Below are 15,166 nucleotides of genomic sequence, written 5' to 3'. Positions count from 1 at the left end.
TCGCACACGGCCTCAACGAACGCATCCGGGTGGAAGATTTCTACGCCGGGCTCGATCACTGGTACTTGATCCTCAAGCATCTTGCCGACTGAGCGCACAAACCAACGGAGATTGTCATGCCTACCGTCCTGATCACCGGTGCCAATCGCGGCCTGGGCCTTGAATTCGCCCGGCAATATGCGGCCGATGGCTGGACCGTCATCGCAACGGCCCGCAATCCGGACGCGGCAACCGAGCTGAAAGCGACGGGCGCCGAAGTCCATCCGTTCGAGTCTGCCGACCCCGCGAGCCTCGATGCGCTGCAGGCGACGCTGGGAGACCGCGCGATCGACGTGCTCATCGCCAATGCCGGGATGATGGGGCCACAGCAGTTCGATCGCGATGGCTGGGCGGAGACGTTGCTGACCAACGCCATCGCGCCGACCGAACTGGCACTCCGGCTCAAGGACAACGTCCTCGCCTCGCAGCAGCGCAAGATGATCGCGCTGTCATCGGTGATGGGCAGCATCACAGGCAACGACAGCGGTGGCCTGACCGCGTATCGCAGCTCAAAGGCGGCGCTCAACGCGGCCTGGCGTTCGCTCAGCATCGACTGGAAGGACAGCGGGCTGACGCTGGCGATGGTCCATCCCGGCTGGGTGCAGACCGACATGGGCGGCCCTAGCGCACAGATCGATGCCACCACCAGTGTTGCCGGTTTGCGCAAGGTCATCGCCGGGCTGGTCCCGGGCGATAGCGGGGCGTTCGTCGATTATCAGGGCAATAGGCTGGACTGGTAGCGCCTAGTCCACCGTTGGCGCGTACGTCCCTCGACTTCGCTCGGGACAGACGGGGTGGGGTAGCTTAAAACGAGAGATTGAGCCGACTGTCCGTGTTCCCGAGCGCAGTCGAGGGACGTCGTGCACCCGTCCGTTCTAAAGGATAACCGACTCAAGGCGCAGTCTGGAACGGCTTGGCCTCCGCCAGGATCAGCGCGAACCAGTCGTCGGGATCGGTCCATTCGTGGCAGGTCGTCCAGCCGCCTGAACGCAGCAGCAGACGGGCATCGCGGGGCCCATATTTGTGGCTGTTTTCGGTGTGGATCGTCTCGCCGCGCGCCATGCTGAAACGCTCGCCGAGCACCTCGAAGCTCACGTCCGCCTGCGCCTCCAGATGCATCTCGATCCGGGCATAGCTGTCGTTCCAGCGGGCGACATGGGCGAACTGCTCGACCGGAATATCGCCATCCAGCTCGCGGTTGATGCGGCGCAGCAGGTTGAGGTTGAATTCGGCGGTAACCCCTTGCGCGTCGTCATAGGCGGGGATCAGGATATCGGGCGACTTTATCCGGTCCATGCCGATCAGCAGCATCGCCCCCTCGCCCAGCGTCTCGCGCATCGAGCGCAGCAAATCCACCGAGCTTCGCGCGACCATGTTGCCGATGGTCGATCCCGGGAAGAAACCGAGCTTGGGAACGGACGCAACCGCTTCGGGCAGTCTGAGCGGGTGCATGAAATCGCCTTCCAGCGGGTGCACCTGCAGGATGGGGAAATCGGCCGCGAGCGCCGACGCGGAATCGCGCAGGAAATCGCCCGAAATGTCGATGGGGACGTAATGCTCGCCCTGCACGGCGCGCAGCAGATGCGGGGTCTTGACCGAGGAGCCTGAGCCGAACTCGACCACGGCCCGGCCCTTGCCGCCATGCGCGGCGACCTCGCCGCAATAGCGTTCGAGCAGTGCGGTCTCGGTGCGGGTCGGATAATATTCAGGCAGATCGGTGATCGCCTCGAACAGTTCGGAGCCTGCCAGATCGTAGAGCCAGCGCGCGGGGATCGCGCGGCGGGTGCTGCGGAAACAGGCGAGCACATCCGCCTCGAATGCAGGGTTTGCCGGAGCCGTTGATTCCTCTGAGGAAAGCTGGATTGCCTGGGCGCTGCTGGACACGGGATTGCTCTCCTGAAGGTCGATTATATGTCTCTGGCCAGCCTGAGACCGGTGAACTGCCAGCGCTGGTGGGGATAGAAAAAGTTACGATAGCAGGGACGCACGGAGCCGCGCGGGGTTGCACAGCTGCCGCCGCGCAACACGAACTGACCCGACATGAACTTGCCGTTGTATTCGCCGACCGCGCCTTCTGCAGGCTTGAAGCCGGGATAGGGACGATAGGCGCTGCCGGTCCACTGCCAGACGTTGCCGAACATCGCCGTGGCCGCATCGGCGTGCGGACGCACCGGTCCTGCACTATCGAGCTGGTTGCCGCCCAGCGGATCGTGGTGGGCGGCGACCGCCTCCCACTCCGCCTCGGTCGGCAGGCGCGCACCCGCCCAGGCCGCATAGGCATCGGCTTCGTACAGGCTGATATGGCAGACCGGTGCCGAAGGATCGACAGAACGCAGCCCATCGAGCCCGAACTGCTGCCAGTGCCCGTCCGCGTCGCGCTGCCAGTACAAGGGAGCCTCGATGCCTTCCGCCTGGACCCAGGTCCAGCCATCGGCGAGCCAGTGGCGCGATTGCGTATAGCCGCCATCGGCGATGAACGCGGCCCATTCGCCGTTGGTGACCGGGCGATTGGCCAGCGCATAGGGGGTCAGCAGCACCGCATGGCGCGGTCCCTCGCAATCGAACGCGAAGCCATCGCCATCATGGCCGATCTCGACCCGCCCTGTCGGACCCGCGATCCACTCAAGCGGCTGGCTTTCTACCATTGGCAAAGGTTCTGCCTGCCAGATCGCGGGAAACAGCGGGTTTTGCGCGAACAGGTGCAGGATATCGGTCAGCAAGAGCTCCTGGTGCTGTTGCTCGTGGTTCAGCCCCAGTTCGATCAGCGCCAGCACATCGTTACCCAGGGTTGGCATCGCTTCGACCATCGCCGCATCGACATGCGCGCGATAGGCACGGATGGCATCGATCGAGGGCCGGGTCAGCAGCCCGCGTTTGGGACGCGCATGGCGCGCGCCTTCGGCCTCGTAATAGCTGTTGAACAGGAAGTGGAAATCAGGGTCGAACGCGGTGTAGCCCGCGACATGATCGCGCAGCACGAAGGTTTCGAAGAACCAGCTGGTGTGCGCCAGATGCCATTTGGCGGGCGAGGCATCGTCCATCGACTGGACGGTAGCATCGGCGTCCGAGAGCGGTTCGGCCAGCGCCAATGTCAGCGCGCGAACGTGGGAGAAGAGCTCGATCAGGGCCGAGGCGCTTGCTTCATGCGTGGGGGCGTTGGCGCTCATGGTCGTCATATCTTCCCCATGCGATGATTATCTATCGTCCGTTACAGTTTTCCGGCGCAAGCCGGAATCCAGGGGCGATGTTGCTCAATCCGACTCCTGGGCTCCGGCTTTCGCCGGAGAACAGGCGTCTACCGCGATGCGCCGGGCACCCAGAGCGGATCGTCGCCATTGTTGATCCGGCGCGCGAGGACGAACAGGAAGTCCGACAGCCGGTTCACGTAGATACGCGCCGAAGGATTGATCGATCCGTCGTGCGATGCCGCCACCAGAGTGCGCTCGGCACGCCGCGCGATCGCGCGGGCGAGATGCACCGCAGCCGCGCCCGGACTGCCGCCCGGCAGGATGAAGCTGCGCAGCGGCGGCAAGGCATCGTTGACCGCATCGATCCGCTGTTCGAGCCAGTCGACCTGGCTGGCCACGATCCGCAGCACCATTTCGGACGGGGTAAAGTCCTCGCCGGGCGTCGCGATATCGGCGCCCAGATCGAACAGGTCGTTCTGGATGCGGATCAGATCGGCGGCAAATTCGCTTTCGCCCAGCGCGACGACCGCAAGGCCGAGCGCGCTGTTGAGCTCGTCGATGTCGCCGATCGCGGCCATGCGCGGGCAATCCTTGGGCACGCGCGAGCCATCGACCAGGCCAGAGGTGCCGTCATCGCCGGTACGGGTGTAGATCTTGTTGAGCTTGACCATCAGCTGTCCCCCAAGCCCCGAAGGCTCAGCGGTTGACCAGCATCAGCACGGCGACCGCAATGATCGCCATCGCCTGATATTTGACGCGAGCGAACATCATCTTGTTCTGCATCTGGTGGCTGCGGCCGACCCCGGGCGATTTGAGGTCCTCCTCGGTCATCTGGATGAAGGAAACGAGGCCGCGCACGAGGCTGACCAGGACCATGACTGCCAGAGCGACAATCACCAGGATGAGGATGATGTTCATGGCAAGCTATATGAGGCGTGCACCCGGGAAATGCCAGACGGAAGGCGATCTTTTCTCAAATTTTCGACCAGTGCCGGGCCGTCCTCGCCCGCCTCGCGCAACACCGCAAGCGCTGCTGCGCCTTCGCTCTTGGCCAGCTTGCGGCCATCGGGGCCGGCGAGCAGGCCATGGTGCAGATAATGCGGCGTGGGCAGGCCGAGCAACGCCTGCAGCAAGCGGTGGACATGGGTGGCATCGAACAGGTCGCACCCGCGCACGACATGGCTGATCTGCTGGTGCGCATCGTCGAGCGTGACCGCGAGATGATAGCTCGCTGGCGCATCCTTGCGCGCCAGCACGACATCGCCGAACAGCTCGGGCCGCGCGGGTTGGTCGCCGGCTTCGAGATCGTGCCAGACGAGCGGGCCAGTCTCGGCAACGCCACGCGTCATGTCCAGCCGCCAGCAGTGCGGTTCGTTCGCCATCCGGCGCTCGCGCTCGGCCGCGCTGAGCGAGCGGCAGGTGCCGGGGTAGACCAGCCCGTCGGGTCCCGGTTGCGCTCCGGCGGCGGCGATCTGGCTGCGGGTGCAGAAGCACGGATAGACCAGCCCCTGCGCCTTCAGTTGCTCGAGCGCTTCATCATACGCCGCCAGCCGCGACGACTGGAACAGCACATCGCCATCCCACGCCAGCCCCAGCCAGCGCAGGTCGGCAAAGATCGCCTCGACCAGCTCGGGGCGTGAGCGCACCCCGTCGATATCCTCGATCCGCAGCAGGAATTCGCCGCCCAGATCGCGCGCCAGATCGTGGGCCCGAAGCGCGGCATAGGCATGGCCCAGATGCAGCGCGCCGTTGGGGCTGGGCGCAAAGCGGGTGCGGACTGGAGCGTGATCGGTCACCTCGCTGGCGCCCGCTGCGCAGCCATCTTTCCCTTGGGTGTAATGCGCCAACTTATCACCATATATTGTGGCAGCGCCCTCTTGACCTGTGCGGCTGCCTCATGCTGATTAACCGTAAATTCGGTTATCACGTTTTTGTCATGGGGCTGTCACGCAGTTGGGTTTATAGGAAGCAGCGCGGACGAATGGGAGAGGGTTTAAGCCGACCATGTTTCATCCCGATTTGATCGAACGGGCCGTGCGCGACCCGCACCCCGACTTTATCCGGCATCCGGATAGCTGCCCCGCCCTCGTTCTCAATGCCGACTACACCCCCTTGAGCTATTATCCGCTCAGCCTGTGGCCGTGGCAGACCGCGATCAAGGCGATCTTCCTCGACCGGGTCGATGTTATCGAAACCTATGAGCGCGAGGTGCATTCGCCGACGATCCAGATGAAGATCCCGTCGGTGATCGCATTGAAGCAATATGTGAAGCCGTCCGAATACCCCGCCTTCACCCGCTTCAACCTGTTCCTGCGCGACCGCTTCCACTGCCAGTATTGCGGATCGCCGCACCAGCTCACCTTCGACCACGTCGTCCCCCGCCGCCTGGGCGGCAAGACCACCTGGCAGAACGTCGCGACGGCATGCGCCCCGTGCAACATGCGCAAGGGCGGGCGGACGCCTGCGCAAGCCAACATGCGCCTGATGGTCCCCCCGATCCGCCCGACCAGCTGGCAACTGCAGGAACGCGGCCGCGCGTTCCCGCCGAACTATCTGCACGATAGCTGGCATGACTGGCTGTATTGGGATGTCGAGCTGGAGGCTTGAGGGGGCAGTCGCTGGCCGTCAAGCCAGCATCGGTGTCAGCCCTTCGGGTTTAGCGGAATCAGCCGTGTTGGCCCTGTTGATGGTTTGGGCAGGGGACGGATGTCATCAACATTGTCCTTTATGACCATGACCGCACAGCCATCCACCTTTTTATCGACGGCATAGATCAAGAAAGTATCGTCGGGCGATGCTGGGCCGCGATCAAGCAGCGGTGGTTGGCCAGCTGCATCGCGCGCTAGCGTGATACGATCGCGACACTCCTGCTCAGATAATGCGGAGGTCTTTTGGTCATGGAGCGCTGGAGGCGACTCCGGCTGGGCCACGGGAGCGGGTATATTCTTCGCGCTTATCAATGCGAGCGGCGCACAGAGGAGAATGATCAGACGCATGGTAACCTCCTTGTCACCACAGGATACAGGATTGCCGCCAGAAATCAAAGTGACGACCGAGCAACCGGGCGCAGTGAATCGCCGGTAAGCAATGGAGCGGATGGCTCTCGCACCCGGCGCAACGGTCGGGTGATGGGCCCCTGCCTTCGCAGGGGACCGGGCTGGTGCATCTGTTGCGGTCAAAAGCTTGGCAAGCGCCCCGGTCCGCTCAGCCTGAGCTTGTCGAAGGCCCCGCTATATGGCCAGCGTGGGTGCGTGGCCTTCGACAGGCTCAGGCTGCGCGGGGGTGGTTATGGCGTGCCGCTTTGGCCCTCGCCCCTTTAGGGGAGAGGGAGGAGCCGCGTAGCGGCGGGGGGAGAGGGGAATGCGTTACCGCTGCCCCTCTCAACTTCGCCTAGCCAGCAAGCTGGCAAGGCTTCGTATCTCTCCCCTGAAGGGGAGAGAGCGGGATCAACTCAAGCCACCTGCGCCTGCGCCACCGCAGCCACCACCTCAAGCGGACGCACGATCAGCGTCACGCGGTCGTGCCCCACCGCGACGTTGAGCACATCGCCCGCGCGCACCACGATTGGCTCGGGGAAATTGTGCAGCATCTGCAGCCAGCCGCCGTCGGTATAGCCATCGGGGTGGTTGTCGAAGGTCACGCCCTCGGCCAGGTCGACATGCATCCACTGGACGATGCCGGTGGCGATGCCGTCGGCCTGCACGTCGATCTCGAGCAGGTGCAGGTCGCTGGCGTGCGCCTTGCGGGTGAGGTCGATGCTGACCAGCTCGACGTCCGCCGAGAGCCGCCGCCAGTCGGTCATCGTGCCATGGATCGGCAATTTGGGCGAGGCGAGCGCAGCGAAGCGCGAGAGGTCGAAGCCCGAGACCTGATCGACGAAGACATAGTCCGCGAGCACCTGGCTTTCGACCAGGCAGCCGATCGCCGACGCCGCGCGCGGGATGACGATGGCATCGGGTTTGAGCAGCCGCGCGTGCGCGTCCTCGAAGGTGTCGATGACATGCTCGGTGAGCAGGTCGCTCGAGAGGATTTCGGAGACCAGGATGTCCGCGCGTTCGTCCAGATGCTCGCCGACCTTGAGCTCGGTCGAAGGCGCCGTGTGGACGGTGATGGCGTCCGAATAGCCGTTGTCGGCGATGATCTGGCGCGCCATGTCGGCGATCACCGGCACCACCTCGCACGCGGTGACCGAGCGGGCGCCTGCGCGCGCGGCCATCATCGAGAGCAGCCCGCTGCCGGTGCCGATATCGAGCACGCGAGCCTCCGGCCCGGCCTGAGCGATCGCGGCGCGGATCGCGGCCTCGAACGCATCGTTGCGGCGCACATCGTTGAGCATCGGGATATGCCAGAAGGGCACGAGATCGGCGCTCAACCGGCGGATCTGGTGTTCGATATGGATGTTGCCCGGCTGCAGCGCGAGCGCGCGGCGGAACTGGTCGAGCGCCTCGCTTTTGCGGCCAGCATCGGAGAGCATGACCGCGAGATTGTTCGCGGCGACGGGGTTCGCGGGGTCGGCCTTGCAACTCGCCTGCAGCGCGGTGATCGCCTCGTTCGGGCGCCCGGTGCGGCTGTAGATCAGCCCCTTTTCATGATGCGCCACCGCGTGATCGGGGTCGAGCGCGAGCAGCATGTCCCAGGCCTCGATCGCCTCTTCGGTCGCGCCGCGATGGCCCAGGATCCCGGCGAGAATCGGCAGCACCTCGATCGTGCGATAGCCCTGCTCGACCACCATCCGATAGCGCGGTTCGGCCGCCGCGAGATTGCCCGCCTCCTGCAACTGCATCGCCTCGTGCAACAGGGTCCGAGCGCTGACGATCTCGTGTGCGGTATCCGGCATATTTCCCCCGTAAAGCGGCGTTAAGACAATTTGACGGACTATTAACGAGCAGGGTTAACAAAACGTAACCATCGGGTGGGCGCGTTTTTTCTGCGCGCCCGCAACTTTCTCGTCACCCCCGCGAACGCGGGGGTCCCGCTTCTGCACCACCGTCGTATCAAAGCGGGATTCCCGCGTTCGCGGGAATGACGAAAAGGTTGGCTTCTCAACACACCAGTTTGACGTTCCCCGAAAGAGAACATAATAAGAACATATGTCCCGGCCCGAATCCCTCGAGTCTCTCAAAACCCGCATCGCCGGGATCGAGCGCGCGCGTGCCGTCGAGATGGCGGCGGTGGCGGGGACCGGGCATTTGGGGATCGACACCGCGCTCGGCGGCGGGTTGGCGCGTGGGCGGGTGCACGAGGTGTTCGCGGCGCAGGCCGAGGATGCGGGCTGCGCGGCGGGGTTTGTCGCCGGGCTGGCGCTGCGGCTGGGGCTGAAGTCGGGCGGCACTCTGGTCTGGCTGCGCGAGATACAGGCGGAAAAACAGGGCGGCAGGCTGCATGCGCCAGGGCTGGTCGAGATCGGGCTCGATCCGGCGCGCGTGATCATCGGCGTGCTGCCCGATCCGCTCTGCGTGCTGCGCGCCGCTGCCGATGTGGTGCGCTGCCCAGAGGTCGGCGTCGCGGTGATCGAACTGTGGCGCGAGCCGCGGCTGCTCGACCTGACCGCGAGTCGCAGGCTGGCGCTGGCGGCGGAAACATCGGGGGTCACCGTCATCGCGTTGCGCATCGCGGCATCCCCCTCGCCCAGCGCCGCGCAGACCCGGTGGCAGGTCAGCGCCGCGCCATCGCTGCCGATGGAGGCCAATGCGCCGGGCTATCCTGCCTGGAGAGTTGAATTGTTGCGCCAGCGCGGACGCCCTTCCGGCGGCGACTGGCGCGTGGAGTGGAACCGTGAACAAGCCTGTTTTGCAAATGCCGACACCGCCTCCGATTTTGGCTCCGATGCCGGAGGATTCGCCGCAATCGCAGCGGCGCCATCTGGCGCTGTTCTTCCCTTTTCTGCCGGTCGACCGGTTGATCCGCCGCCCCGGTTGCGACACGCCGGGTGACACCCCTTTGGTGCTGGTCGAGAAGGTGCGCGGCGCGATGCGGATTGCGGCGACCTGCCCGCAGGCGGCCTCGCTCGGGCTGAGCGCGGGGCTGGCGCTCGCCGATGCGCGCGCGCAGGTGCCGGTGCTCAGCGTGACCGATCATGACCCGGCGGCCGATCTCGCCTGGCTCGAGCGGCTGGCCGATCTGTGCGACCGCTTCACGCCTCTGGTCGCGATCGAGGCGCCCGACGCGCTGGCGCTCGACATCACCGGCTGCGCGCATCTGTTCGGTGGCGAGGCTCGGCTGCTCGCCGAGGTTTCGCGCTTCCTGGCACGGTGGAGCGATGATGTGCGGCTGGCGTGCGGCGACACCCCCGAGGCAGCGCAGGCGCTCGCCCGGTTCGCGCCCGCCGGAACAACGTTCGAGACCGAGGATGCCACGCTGCGCCGCCTGCCGGTCGCCGCATTGCGGATCGACGAGGAGGTACAGACCGCATTGATCCGCGCGGGCCTCAAGACCATCGGCGATCTGGCGATGCGGCCGAGCGCGCCGCTCGCCGCGCGCTTCGGTGCCGATCTGGTCGACAGCCTCGACCGGCTGCTGGGCACCGCCGACAGCCGCATCACCCCGCGCCGCGCCGCGCCCGCGCTGCGCTTCGAACGCCGCTTTGCCGAGCCGATCGCGCGCACCGAGGCGGCGATGGCGGCGATCGGCGAACTTGCCGAGGAAGCGGCGATCGAGCTCGAACAGCGCGGGATGGGCGGGCGGCGGTTCATCGCGCGCTTCTTCCGCAGCGACGGGCGCACCTACGATCTCGCCACCGAAAGCAGCCTGCCGATGCGCGACCCGGATGTGCTGATGCGGCTGCTCAATGAGCGGCTGGCGGCGCTCGCCGATCCGGTCGATCCGGGCTTCGGCTTCGACATGATCCGGCTGGCGGTGCCGCGCATCGAGCCGCTGACCCCGGCGCAGTTGCAGCTGGAGGGCGGGACGATCGCGCAGGAGGCGATGGCCGAGCTGGTCGACCGGTTGAGCACCCGGCTGGGGCGCGGCGCGATCCGCAGGTTCGAACCGCACGACAGCCATGTGCCCGAACAGGCGGTGCTCACTTTGCCCGCGGTCGATCTGCCCGCACCCGCCGCCTGGGATGCTCCGCAGCAGGGCGAGCCGCCTGCCCGCCCGATCCACCTGTTCGATCCGCCGCAGCCGATCGAGGTGATCGCCGAGGTGCCCGATGGCCCGCCGCACCGCTTCCGCTGGCGCCGCACCCAGCACCATGTCGTGCGCTTCGAGGGGCCCGAGCGGATCGCGGCGCAATGGTGGAAGCACGCGCCCGGCAAGAGCCCGGGATTGACCCGCGATTACTACCGCGTCGAGGATGCGCGCGGCCGCCGCTTCTGGATCTTCCGCCACGGCCTTTACGAGACCGAAAAGCCCGATCCGCGCTGGTATGTCCACGGGTTGTTTGCGTGAGCATCGAGTTCGCCGAGCTGGTCTGCGCGAGCAACTACTCGTTCCTGCGCGGGGCATCGCACCCGGCCGATCTGGTCGCGCGCGCGCTCGAACTCGGGCTGGCGGGGATCGGCATCGTCGACCGCAACACGGTGGCGGGCGTGGTCCGCGCGCATATCGCACTGCGCGATGCGCACAAGGCCGCCGCCGAGATCGGCGTTCCGCCACCCACGCTGCGCCTCGTGGTCGGCGCGCGATTGGTGTTTGCCGATGGGACGCCGGACATCATCGCCTATCCCGCGACGCGGCACGGCTGGGGGCGGCTCACCCGGCTGCTGACTTTGGGCAACCTGCGCGCCACCAAGGGCGATTGCACGCTACACCTGCCCGACCTGCTCGAACACCTCGACGACCTGCTGCTGATCGTGATGGCCGCGCCCGATCACGCTGCGCTGCTCGACACGCTCCGAGAGGCCGCGCCGAACCGCATCTGGATCGGCGTCACGATGCCACGCCGGGGCGCCGACCGCCGTCGCCTCGCGCGGATGATGCGCCTCGCCGAAGCCACCGGCGTGCCGCTCATCGCCACCAACGATGCGCTCTATGCCGCGCCCGAGCAGCGTCCGCTGCACGACGTACTGACCTGCATCGGCGCAGGCTGCACCATCGCCAATGCCGGGCGCAGGCTGGAGGCGAACGCCGAGCGCCACATCAAGCCGCCCGCCGAAATGGCCCGCCTGTTCGCCGATTGCCCGCAAGCGATCGACCAGACCACCGCCCTCATCGCCCGCATCACCTTCACCCTCGACGACCTGCGCTATCAGTACCCGCTCGAGCCCGTTCCCGAAGGCTGGGAGGCGCAGGCCTGGCTCGAGGACATGGTGACGCGCGCAGCACGCGACCGTTACGGTAGGGAACTGCCCGCAAAAGTCCGCAAGATGCTCGACGACGAGTTCGACCTCATCGCGAGCCAGAAATACGCCTGCTATTTCCTCACCGTGCACGATCTGGTGCGCTTCGCCCGCACCCGCGATCCGCCGATCCTGTGCCAGGGGCGCGGCTCGGCGGCCAACTCGATCGTCTGCTTCCTGCTCGGCGTCACCTCGGTCGATCCGGTGACGCACGACCTGCTGTTCTCGCGCTTCGTCTCGGAGGAACGCGCCGAGCCGCCCGATATCGATGTCGATTTCGAGCACGAGCGGCGCGAGGAGGTGATGCAGTATATCTATGCGCGCTATGGCCGCCACCGCGCCGGGATCGCCGCGACCGTGATCCATTACCGCCCGCGCAGCGCGGTGCGCGAGGTCGGCAAGGTGCTGGGCTTTTCCGAGGATGTGACCGCGCGGCTGACCAGCACGATCTGGGGCAGCTTCTCCAGCTCGATGGCCGAGCAGCGCTATGCCGAGGCCGGGTTCGATCCCGACAACCCCGATATCGTGCGCCTGCGCGATCTGGTCGACCAGATCCTGCACTTCCCGCGCCATCTGTCGCAGCATGTCGGCGGCTTTGTGCTCACCGAGGACCGGCTCGACGAGACCGTGCCCATCCACAATGCCGCGATGGAGGACCGCACCTTCATCGAGTGGGACAAGGACGATATCGACGCGCTGGGGCTGATGAAGGTCGATGTGCTGGCGCTCGGCATGCTCACCTGCATCCGCAAGGCGTTCGCGCTGATGCGGCAGCATGGATTAGGCGAGCACGACCTCACCGTCGATCTCGAGGCCGACGACCCGGCGGTCTATGACATGCTGTGCCGCGGCGACAGCATCGGCGTGTTCCAGGTCGAAAGCCGCGCGCAGATGAACATGCTGCCGCGGCTGCGTCCGCGCACGCTCTACGACCTCACCGTGCAGGTCGCGATCGTGCGTCCCGGGCCGATCGAGGGCGACATGGTCCACCCCTATCTGCGGCGTCGTTCAGGGATAGATCCGGTCGAATACCCCTCGCCCGCGCCGCCGCACGACCCCGATGAATTGAAGACGCTACTCGGGCAAACTTATGGCGTGCCCTTGTTCCAGGAGCAGGCGATGAAGCTGGCGATCGTCGCGGCGGATTTCACCCCGGGCGAGGCCAACCATCTGCGCCGCGCGATGGCGACCTTCCGCAATGTCGGAACGATGCACAACTTTCAGCACAAGCTGGTCAAGGGCATGACCGCGCGCGGCTATACCGCCGAGTTCGCCGAGCGCTGCTTCAGGCAGATCGAGGGTTTCGGGAGTTATGGCTTTCCCGAGAGCCATGCGCTGTCGTTCGCGCGGTTGGTGTACGTGTCGTCGTGGATCAAGTGCCACCAGCCTGCGGTCTTCGCCTGCGCCCTGCTCAATTCGCAGCCGATGGGGTTCTACGCGCCCGCGCAGATCGTGCGCGATGTGCGCGAGCATCAGGTCGAGGTGCGCCCGATCGACATCAACGCCAGCGGCTGGGACAATGCGCTCGAGCGCGATGGCCACGGACGGTTGGCGCTGCGGCTGGGCTATCGCCAGATGGATGGCTTCCGCGCTGCCTGGGCCGAGGCGCTGGTCGCCGCGCGCGCCGAAATAGGCCGGTTCACCTCGGTCGAGATGCTCGCGCGCCGTGCCGACTTGCCGTCCGCCGCTTTGCGTCTGCTCGCCGATGCCGATGCGTTCGGATCGCTCGGGCTGTCACGGCGGCAGGCCTTGTGGGAGGTGCGGCGCACGCCCTCGGGCGAGCTGCCGCTGTTCGCTGCCGCGCGTGCGCGCGAACTGGGCGCCAGTGAATTGGGGTGGGAGCCCGACATGCAGCTGCCGATCATGCCCGCCTCGGAGGAGGTGGTGACCGATTACCAGACGCTGCGGCTCTCGCTCAAGGACCACCCGATGACCTTCCTGCGCGCGGGCCTGCGCGAGGACGGCGTGCTGTCGTGCGAGGACACCAACAATTCCAAGGCGGGCAAGACGGTGCGCACCGCCGGCATCGTCCTCGTCCGCCAGCGCCCCGGCAAGGGCAACGCGATCTTCGTCACGATCGAGGACGAGACCGGGATCACCAACATCGTGCTGTGGGCCCGCCTGTTCGAACGCTACCGCCGCGCCGTGATGGCCAGCCGCCTGATGCAGGTCGAAGGCGTCCTGCAACGCAGCCGCGAAGGCGTAGTGCACCTGATGGCGAACCGGGTTGTGGATCAGAGCGATTTGCTGGCGACGCTGACGGCGACGCGGGGGGATGGTGCGATTACGCCCCCACTGGCGCGAGGGGATGAGGTGGCAAGGCCGGTGCCGTCACGCCATCCGAGGGATGCTCGGGTACTGCCGAAGTCGCGGGATTTTCATTGAGGGGAGACCGGACCAGAAGGGCGGGACTGCATCTTGTTAGCAGACGTAAAAGGGGGTTATGATACACTTGCTTGCACAATTATTCAGTGCCAAGTTCATACTACATTTGTTTTTGGGGGATCATTCATGGAACTTGCGACGAAACTGGTAGAACTTCAGAAGCGAACCCTGGAGCACCGCGAAGTTCTGTTGACCGAAGAAGCAGCCAAAAATGCGCTCGTTATGCCTTTCCTGCAAGCCCTCGGTTACGATGTTTTTAACCCGAAAGAGGTGGTTCCCGAGTTCACAGCTGATGTAGCAACCAAAAAAGGTGAAAAGGTCGATTACGCTATCTGCAAAGATGGCAAGGTCGATATCCTGATCGAATGCAAACCCGCCTCCGCTGAGCTGAACGTCAAGCACGCCTCACAGCTATTCCGCTATTTTACTGCTACAGAGGCGAGGCTGGCATTGCTCACCAACGGCGTCACCTACCAGTTCTACTCGGACGTTGAAAAACCTAATATCATGGACGAGAGACCATTCTTCTCGTTCTCCATGGATGCCATCAAGCCTGCAGACGTCAAAACGATTGAGAAGTTCGCAAAATCGGCTTTTGACATCGACAAGATCGTCCAGGAAGCTGGCAATCTGAAAATTCAGTCGCTGCTACGTAAGGAGCTGGAGAAGGAATTCGCTGAGCCATCAGACGGCTTTGTGGATTTGTTAGCTCGCCGGGTGCACGACGGACGGCTCACCGCTGCAGTGCGAGAAAATTTCAGCAAGATGCTGGTGAATACAATCTCATCACTAGTCAGAGACCTTGTGAATGAACGCCTTTCGTCGGCACTGAATGCAGCTTCGCCCGGACTGGTGGAAGAGGAGCCATCCGAAGATGAAGCAAACTCTGATGGAGTCGTAACAACTGCGGAGGAGGTGTCAGGCTTCCACATCATCCAAGCTATCGCATCGCGGCTGGTTGACCCCAAACGGGTTACGATACGCGATGCGAAGTCCTATTGCGCAATTTTGCTGGACGACAACAACCGCAAAACCATCGCTCGTATGCACTTCAATGGCCTTACGGCTAAGTACCTTGGGACTTTCAAAGGCAAGGAAGAGGAACGAAACCTTATCTCTGACTTGACCGCAATCTACAGTTTTTCCGAGCAAATCGAAGACCGGTTGCGGGAGCTTGACGGAAATATCCCCGCATAAGGGGATAGTAGTGATGCCCATCTCAACAGCCATTCACCATCCGGGCACCTGCTTGCTATATAGGCGTCATTGACGTAT

13 protein-coding genes are annotated in these 15,166 nt (G+C 64.8%); 6 read left to right on the top strand and 7 right to left on the bottom strand.

From position 1 onward, the window contains the following. The first annotated feature begins 116 nt into the window (after positions 1–116). The gene (locus ACK4R0_RS16085; protein WP_409676332.1) at positions 117–779 is read left to right on the top strand and encodes an SDR family oxidoreductase; all 663 of its coding nucleotides are present in this window, start codon (positions 117–119) and stop codon (positions 777–779) included. Positions 780–930: 151 nt separating this feature from the next. Here ACK4R0_RS16085 and egtD read toward each other — a convergent pair whose 3' ends face one another. The 5 genes from egtD to gluQRS all read right to left on the bottom strand — a co-directional run bounded on the left by egtD (position 931) and on the right by gluQRS (position 5,023). Continuing rightward, positions 931–1,923 carry an L-histidine N(alpha)-methyltransferase gene (egtD, locus tag ACK4R0_RS16080; protein WP_409676329.1) on the bottom strand — a complete coding sequence of 331 codons (993 nt, stop codon included), beginning with the start codon at positions 1,921–1,923 and terminating at the stop codon, positions 931–933. 23 nt (positions 1,924–1,946) lie between these two features. Next, positions 1,947–3,215, bottom strand: coding sequence for an ergothioneine biosynthesis protein EgtB (gene egtB, locus ACK4R0_RS16075; protein WP_409676326.1), 1,269 nt, complete (start codon positions 3,213–3,215; stop codon positions 1,947–1,949). Positions 3,216–3,334: 119 nt separating this feature from the next. Then, the gene (locus ACK4R0_RS16070; RefSeq protein ID WP_409676323.1) at positions 3,335–3,898 is read right to left on the bottom strand and encodes a cob(I)yrinic acid a,c-diamide adenosyltransferase; all 564 of its coding nucleotides are present in this window, start codon (positions 3,896–3,898) and stop codon (positions 3,335–3,337) included. Positions 3,899–3,923: 25 nt separating this feature from the next. Continuing rightward, entirely contained in the window at positions 3,924–4,145 is a 222-nt protein-coding gene (locus ACK4R0_RS16065) for a hypothetical protein (RefSeq protein WP_409676320.1), read from the bottom strand. Beyond that, complete coding sequence (gene gluQRS, locus ACK4R0_RS16060) at positions 4,142–5,023, bottom strand: tRNA glutamyl-Q(34) synthetase GluQRS (RefSeq protein ID WP_409676317.1); 882 nt, start codon at positions 5,021–5,023, stop codon at positions 4,142–4,144. Before gluQRS ends, ACK4R0_RS16065 begins: the two co-directional genes overlap by 4 nt. A gap of 208 nt (positions 5,024–5,231) precedes the next feature. On the opposite strand from gluQRS, the gene ACK4R0_RS16055 reads away from it, so the two are divergent. After that, positions 5,232–5,834, top strand: a complete 603-nt coding sequence (locus ACK4R0_RS16055; RefSeq protein WP_409676314.1) for an HNH endonuclease — start codon at positions 5,232–5,234, stop codon at positions 5,832–5,834. Positions 5,835–5,869: 35 nt separating this feature from the next. On the opposite strand, the gene ACK4R0_RS16050 is transcribed toward ACK4R0_RS16055, so the two are convergent. Continuing rightward, positions 5,870–6,223 (bottom strand): hypothetical protein, encoded by a 354-nt coding sequence (locus ACK4R0_RS16050; protein WP_409676311.1) that lies wholly within the window; start codon positions 6,221–6,223, stop codon positions 5,870–5,872. Between the two features lie 455 nt (positions 6,224–6,678). Beyond that, positions 6,679–8,064 carry a 50S ribosomal protein L11 methyltransferase gene (locus ACK4R0_RS16045; RefSeq protein WP_409676308.1) on the bottom strand — a complete coding sequence of 462 codons (1,386 nt, stop codon included), beginning with the start codon at positions 8,062–8,064 and terminating at the stop codon, positions 6,679–6,681. A 253-nt stretch (positions 8,065–8,317) separates the two neighbouring features. Between ACK4R0_RS16045 and ACK4R0_RS16040 the strand changes: the two genes are divergently transcribed. The 4 genes from ACK4R0_RS16040 to ACK4R0_RS16025 all read left to right on the top strand — a co-directional run bounded on the left by ACK4R0_RS16040 (position 8,318) and on the right by ACK4R0_RS16025 (position 15,088). Continuing rightward, the gene (locus ACK4R0_RS16040; protein WP_409676305.1) at positions 8,318–9,160 is read left to right on the top strand and encodes an ImuA family protein; all 843 of its coding nucleotides are present in this window, start codon (positions 8,318–8,320) and stop codon (positions 9,158–9,160) included. Next, the gene (locus ACK4R0_RS16035; RefSeq protein WP_409676302.1) at positions 9,054–10,616 is read left to right on the top strand and encodes a Y-family DNA polymerase; all 1,563 of its coding nucleotides are present in this window, start codon (positions 9,054–9,056) and stop codon (positions 10,614–10,616) included. The genes ACK4R0_RS16040 and ACK4R0_RS16035 overlap by 107 nt, the downstream gene beginning before the upstream one ends. Then, complete coding sequence (locus tag ACK4R0_RS16030) at positions 10,613–13,891, top strand: error-prone DNA polymerase (RefSeq protein WP_409676299.1); 3,279 nt, start codon at positions 10,613–10,615, stop codon at positions 13,889–13,891. The genes ACK4R0_RS16035 and ACK4R0_RS16030 overlap by 4 nt, the downstream gene beginning before the upstream one ends. Before the next feature lie 126 nt (positions 13,892–14,017). Further along, on the top strand, positions 14,018–15,088 hold the full coding sequence (locus ACK4R0_RS16025; RefSeq protein ID WP_409676296.1) for a type I restriction endonuclease: 1,071 nt from the start codon (positions 14,018–14,020) through the stop codon (positions 15,086–15,088). Positions 15,089–15,166: the final 78 nt, after the last annotated feature.

The organism is Blastomonas sp. (assembly GCF_046294995.1).
Taxonomy (GTDB): domain Bacteria; phylum Pseudomonadota; class Alphaproteobacteria; order Sphingomonadales; family Sphingomonadaceae; genus Blastomonas.
Note: the sequence above shows the minus strand (reverse complement) of the source record. Positions and strands in the feature narration are given on the sequence as shown.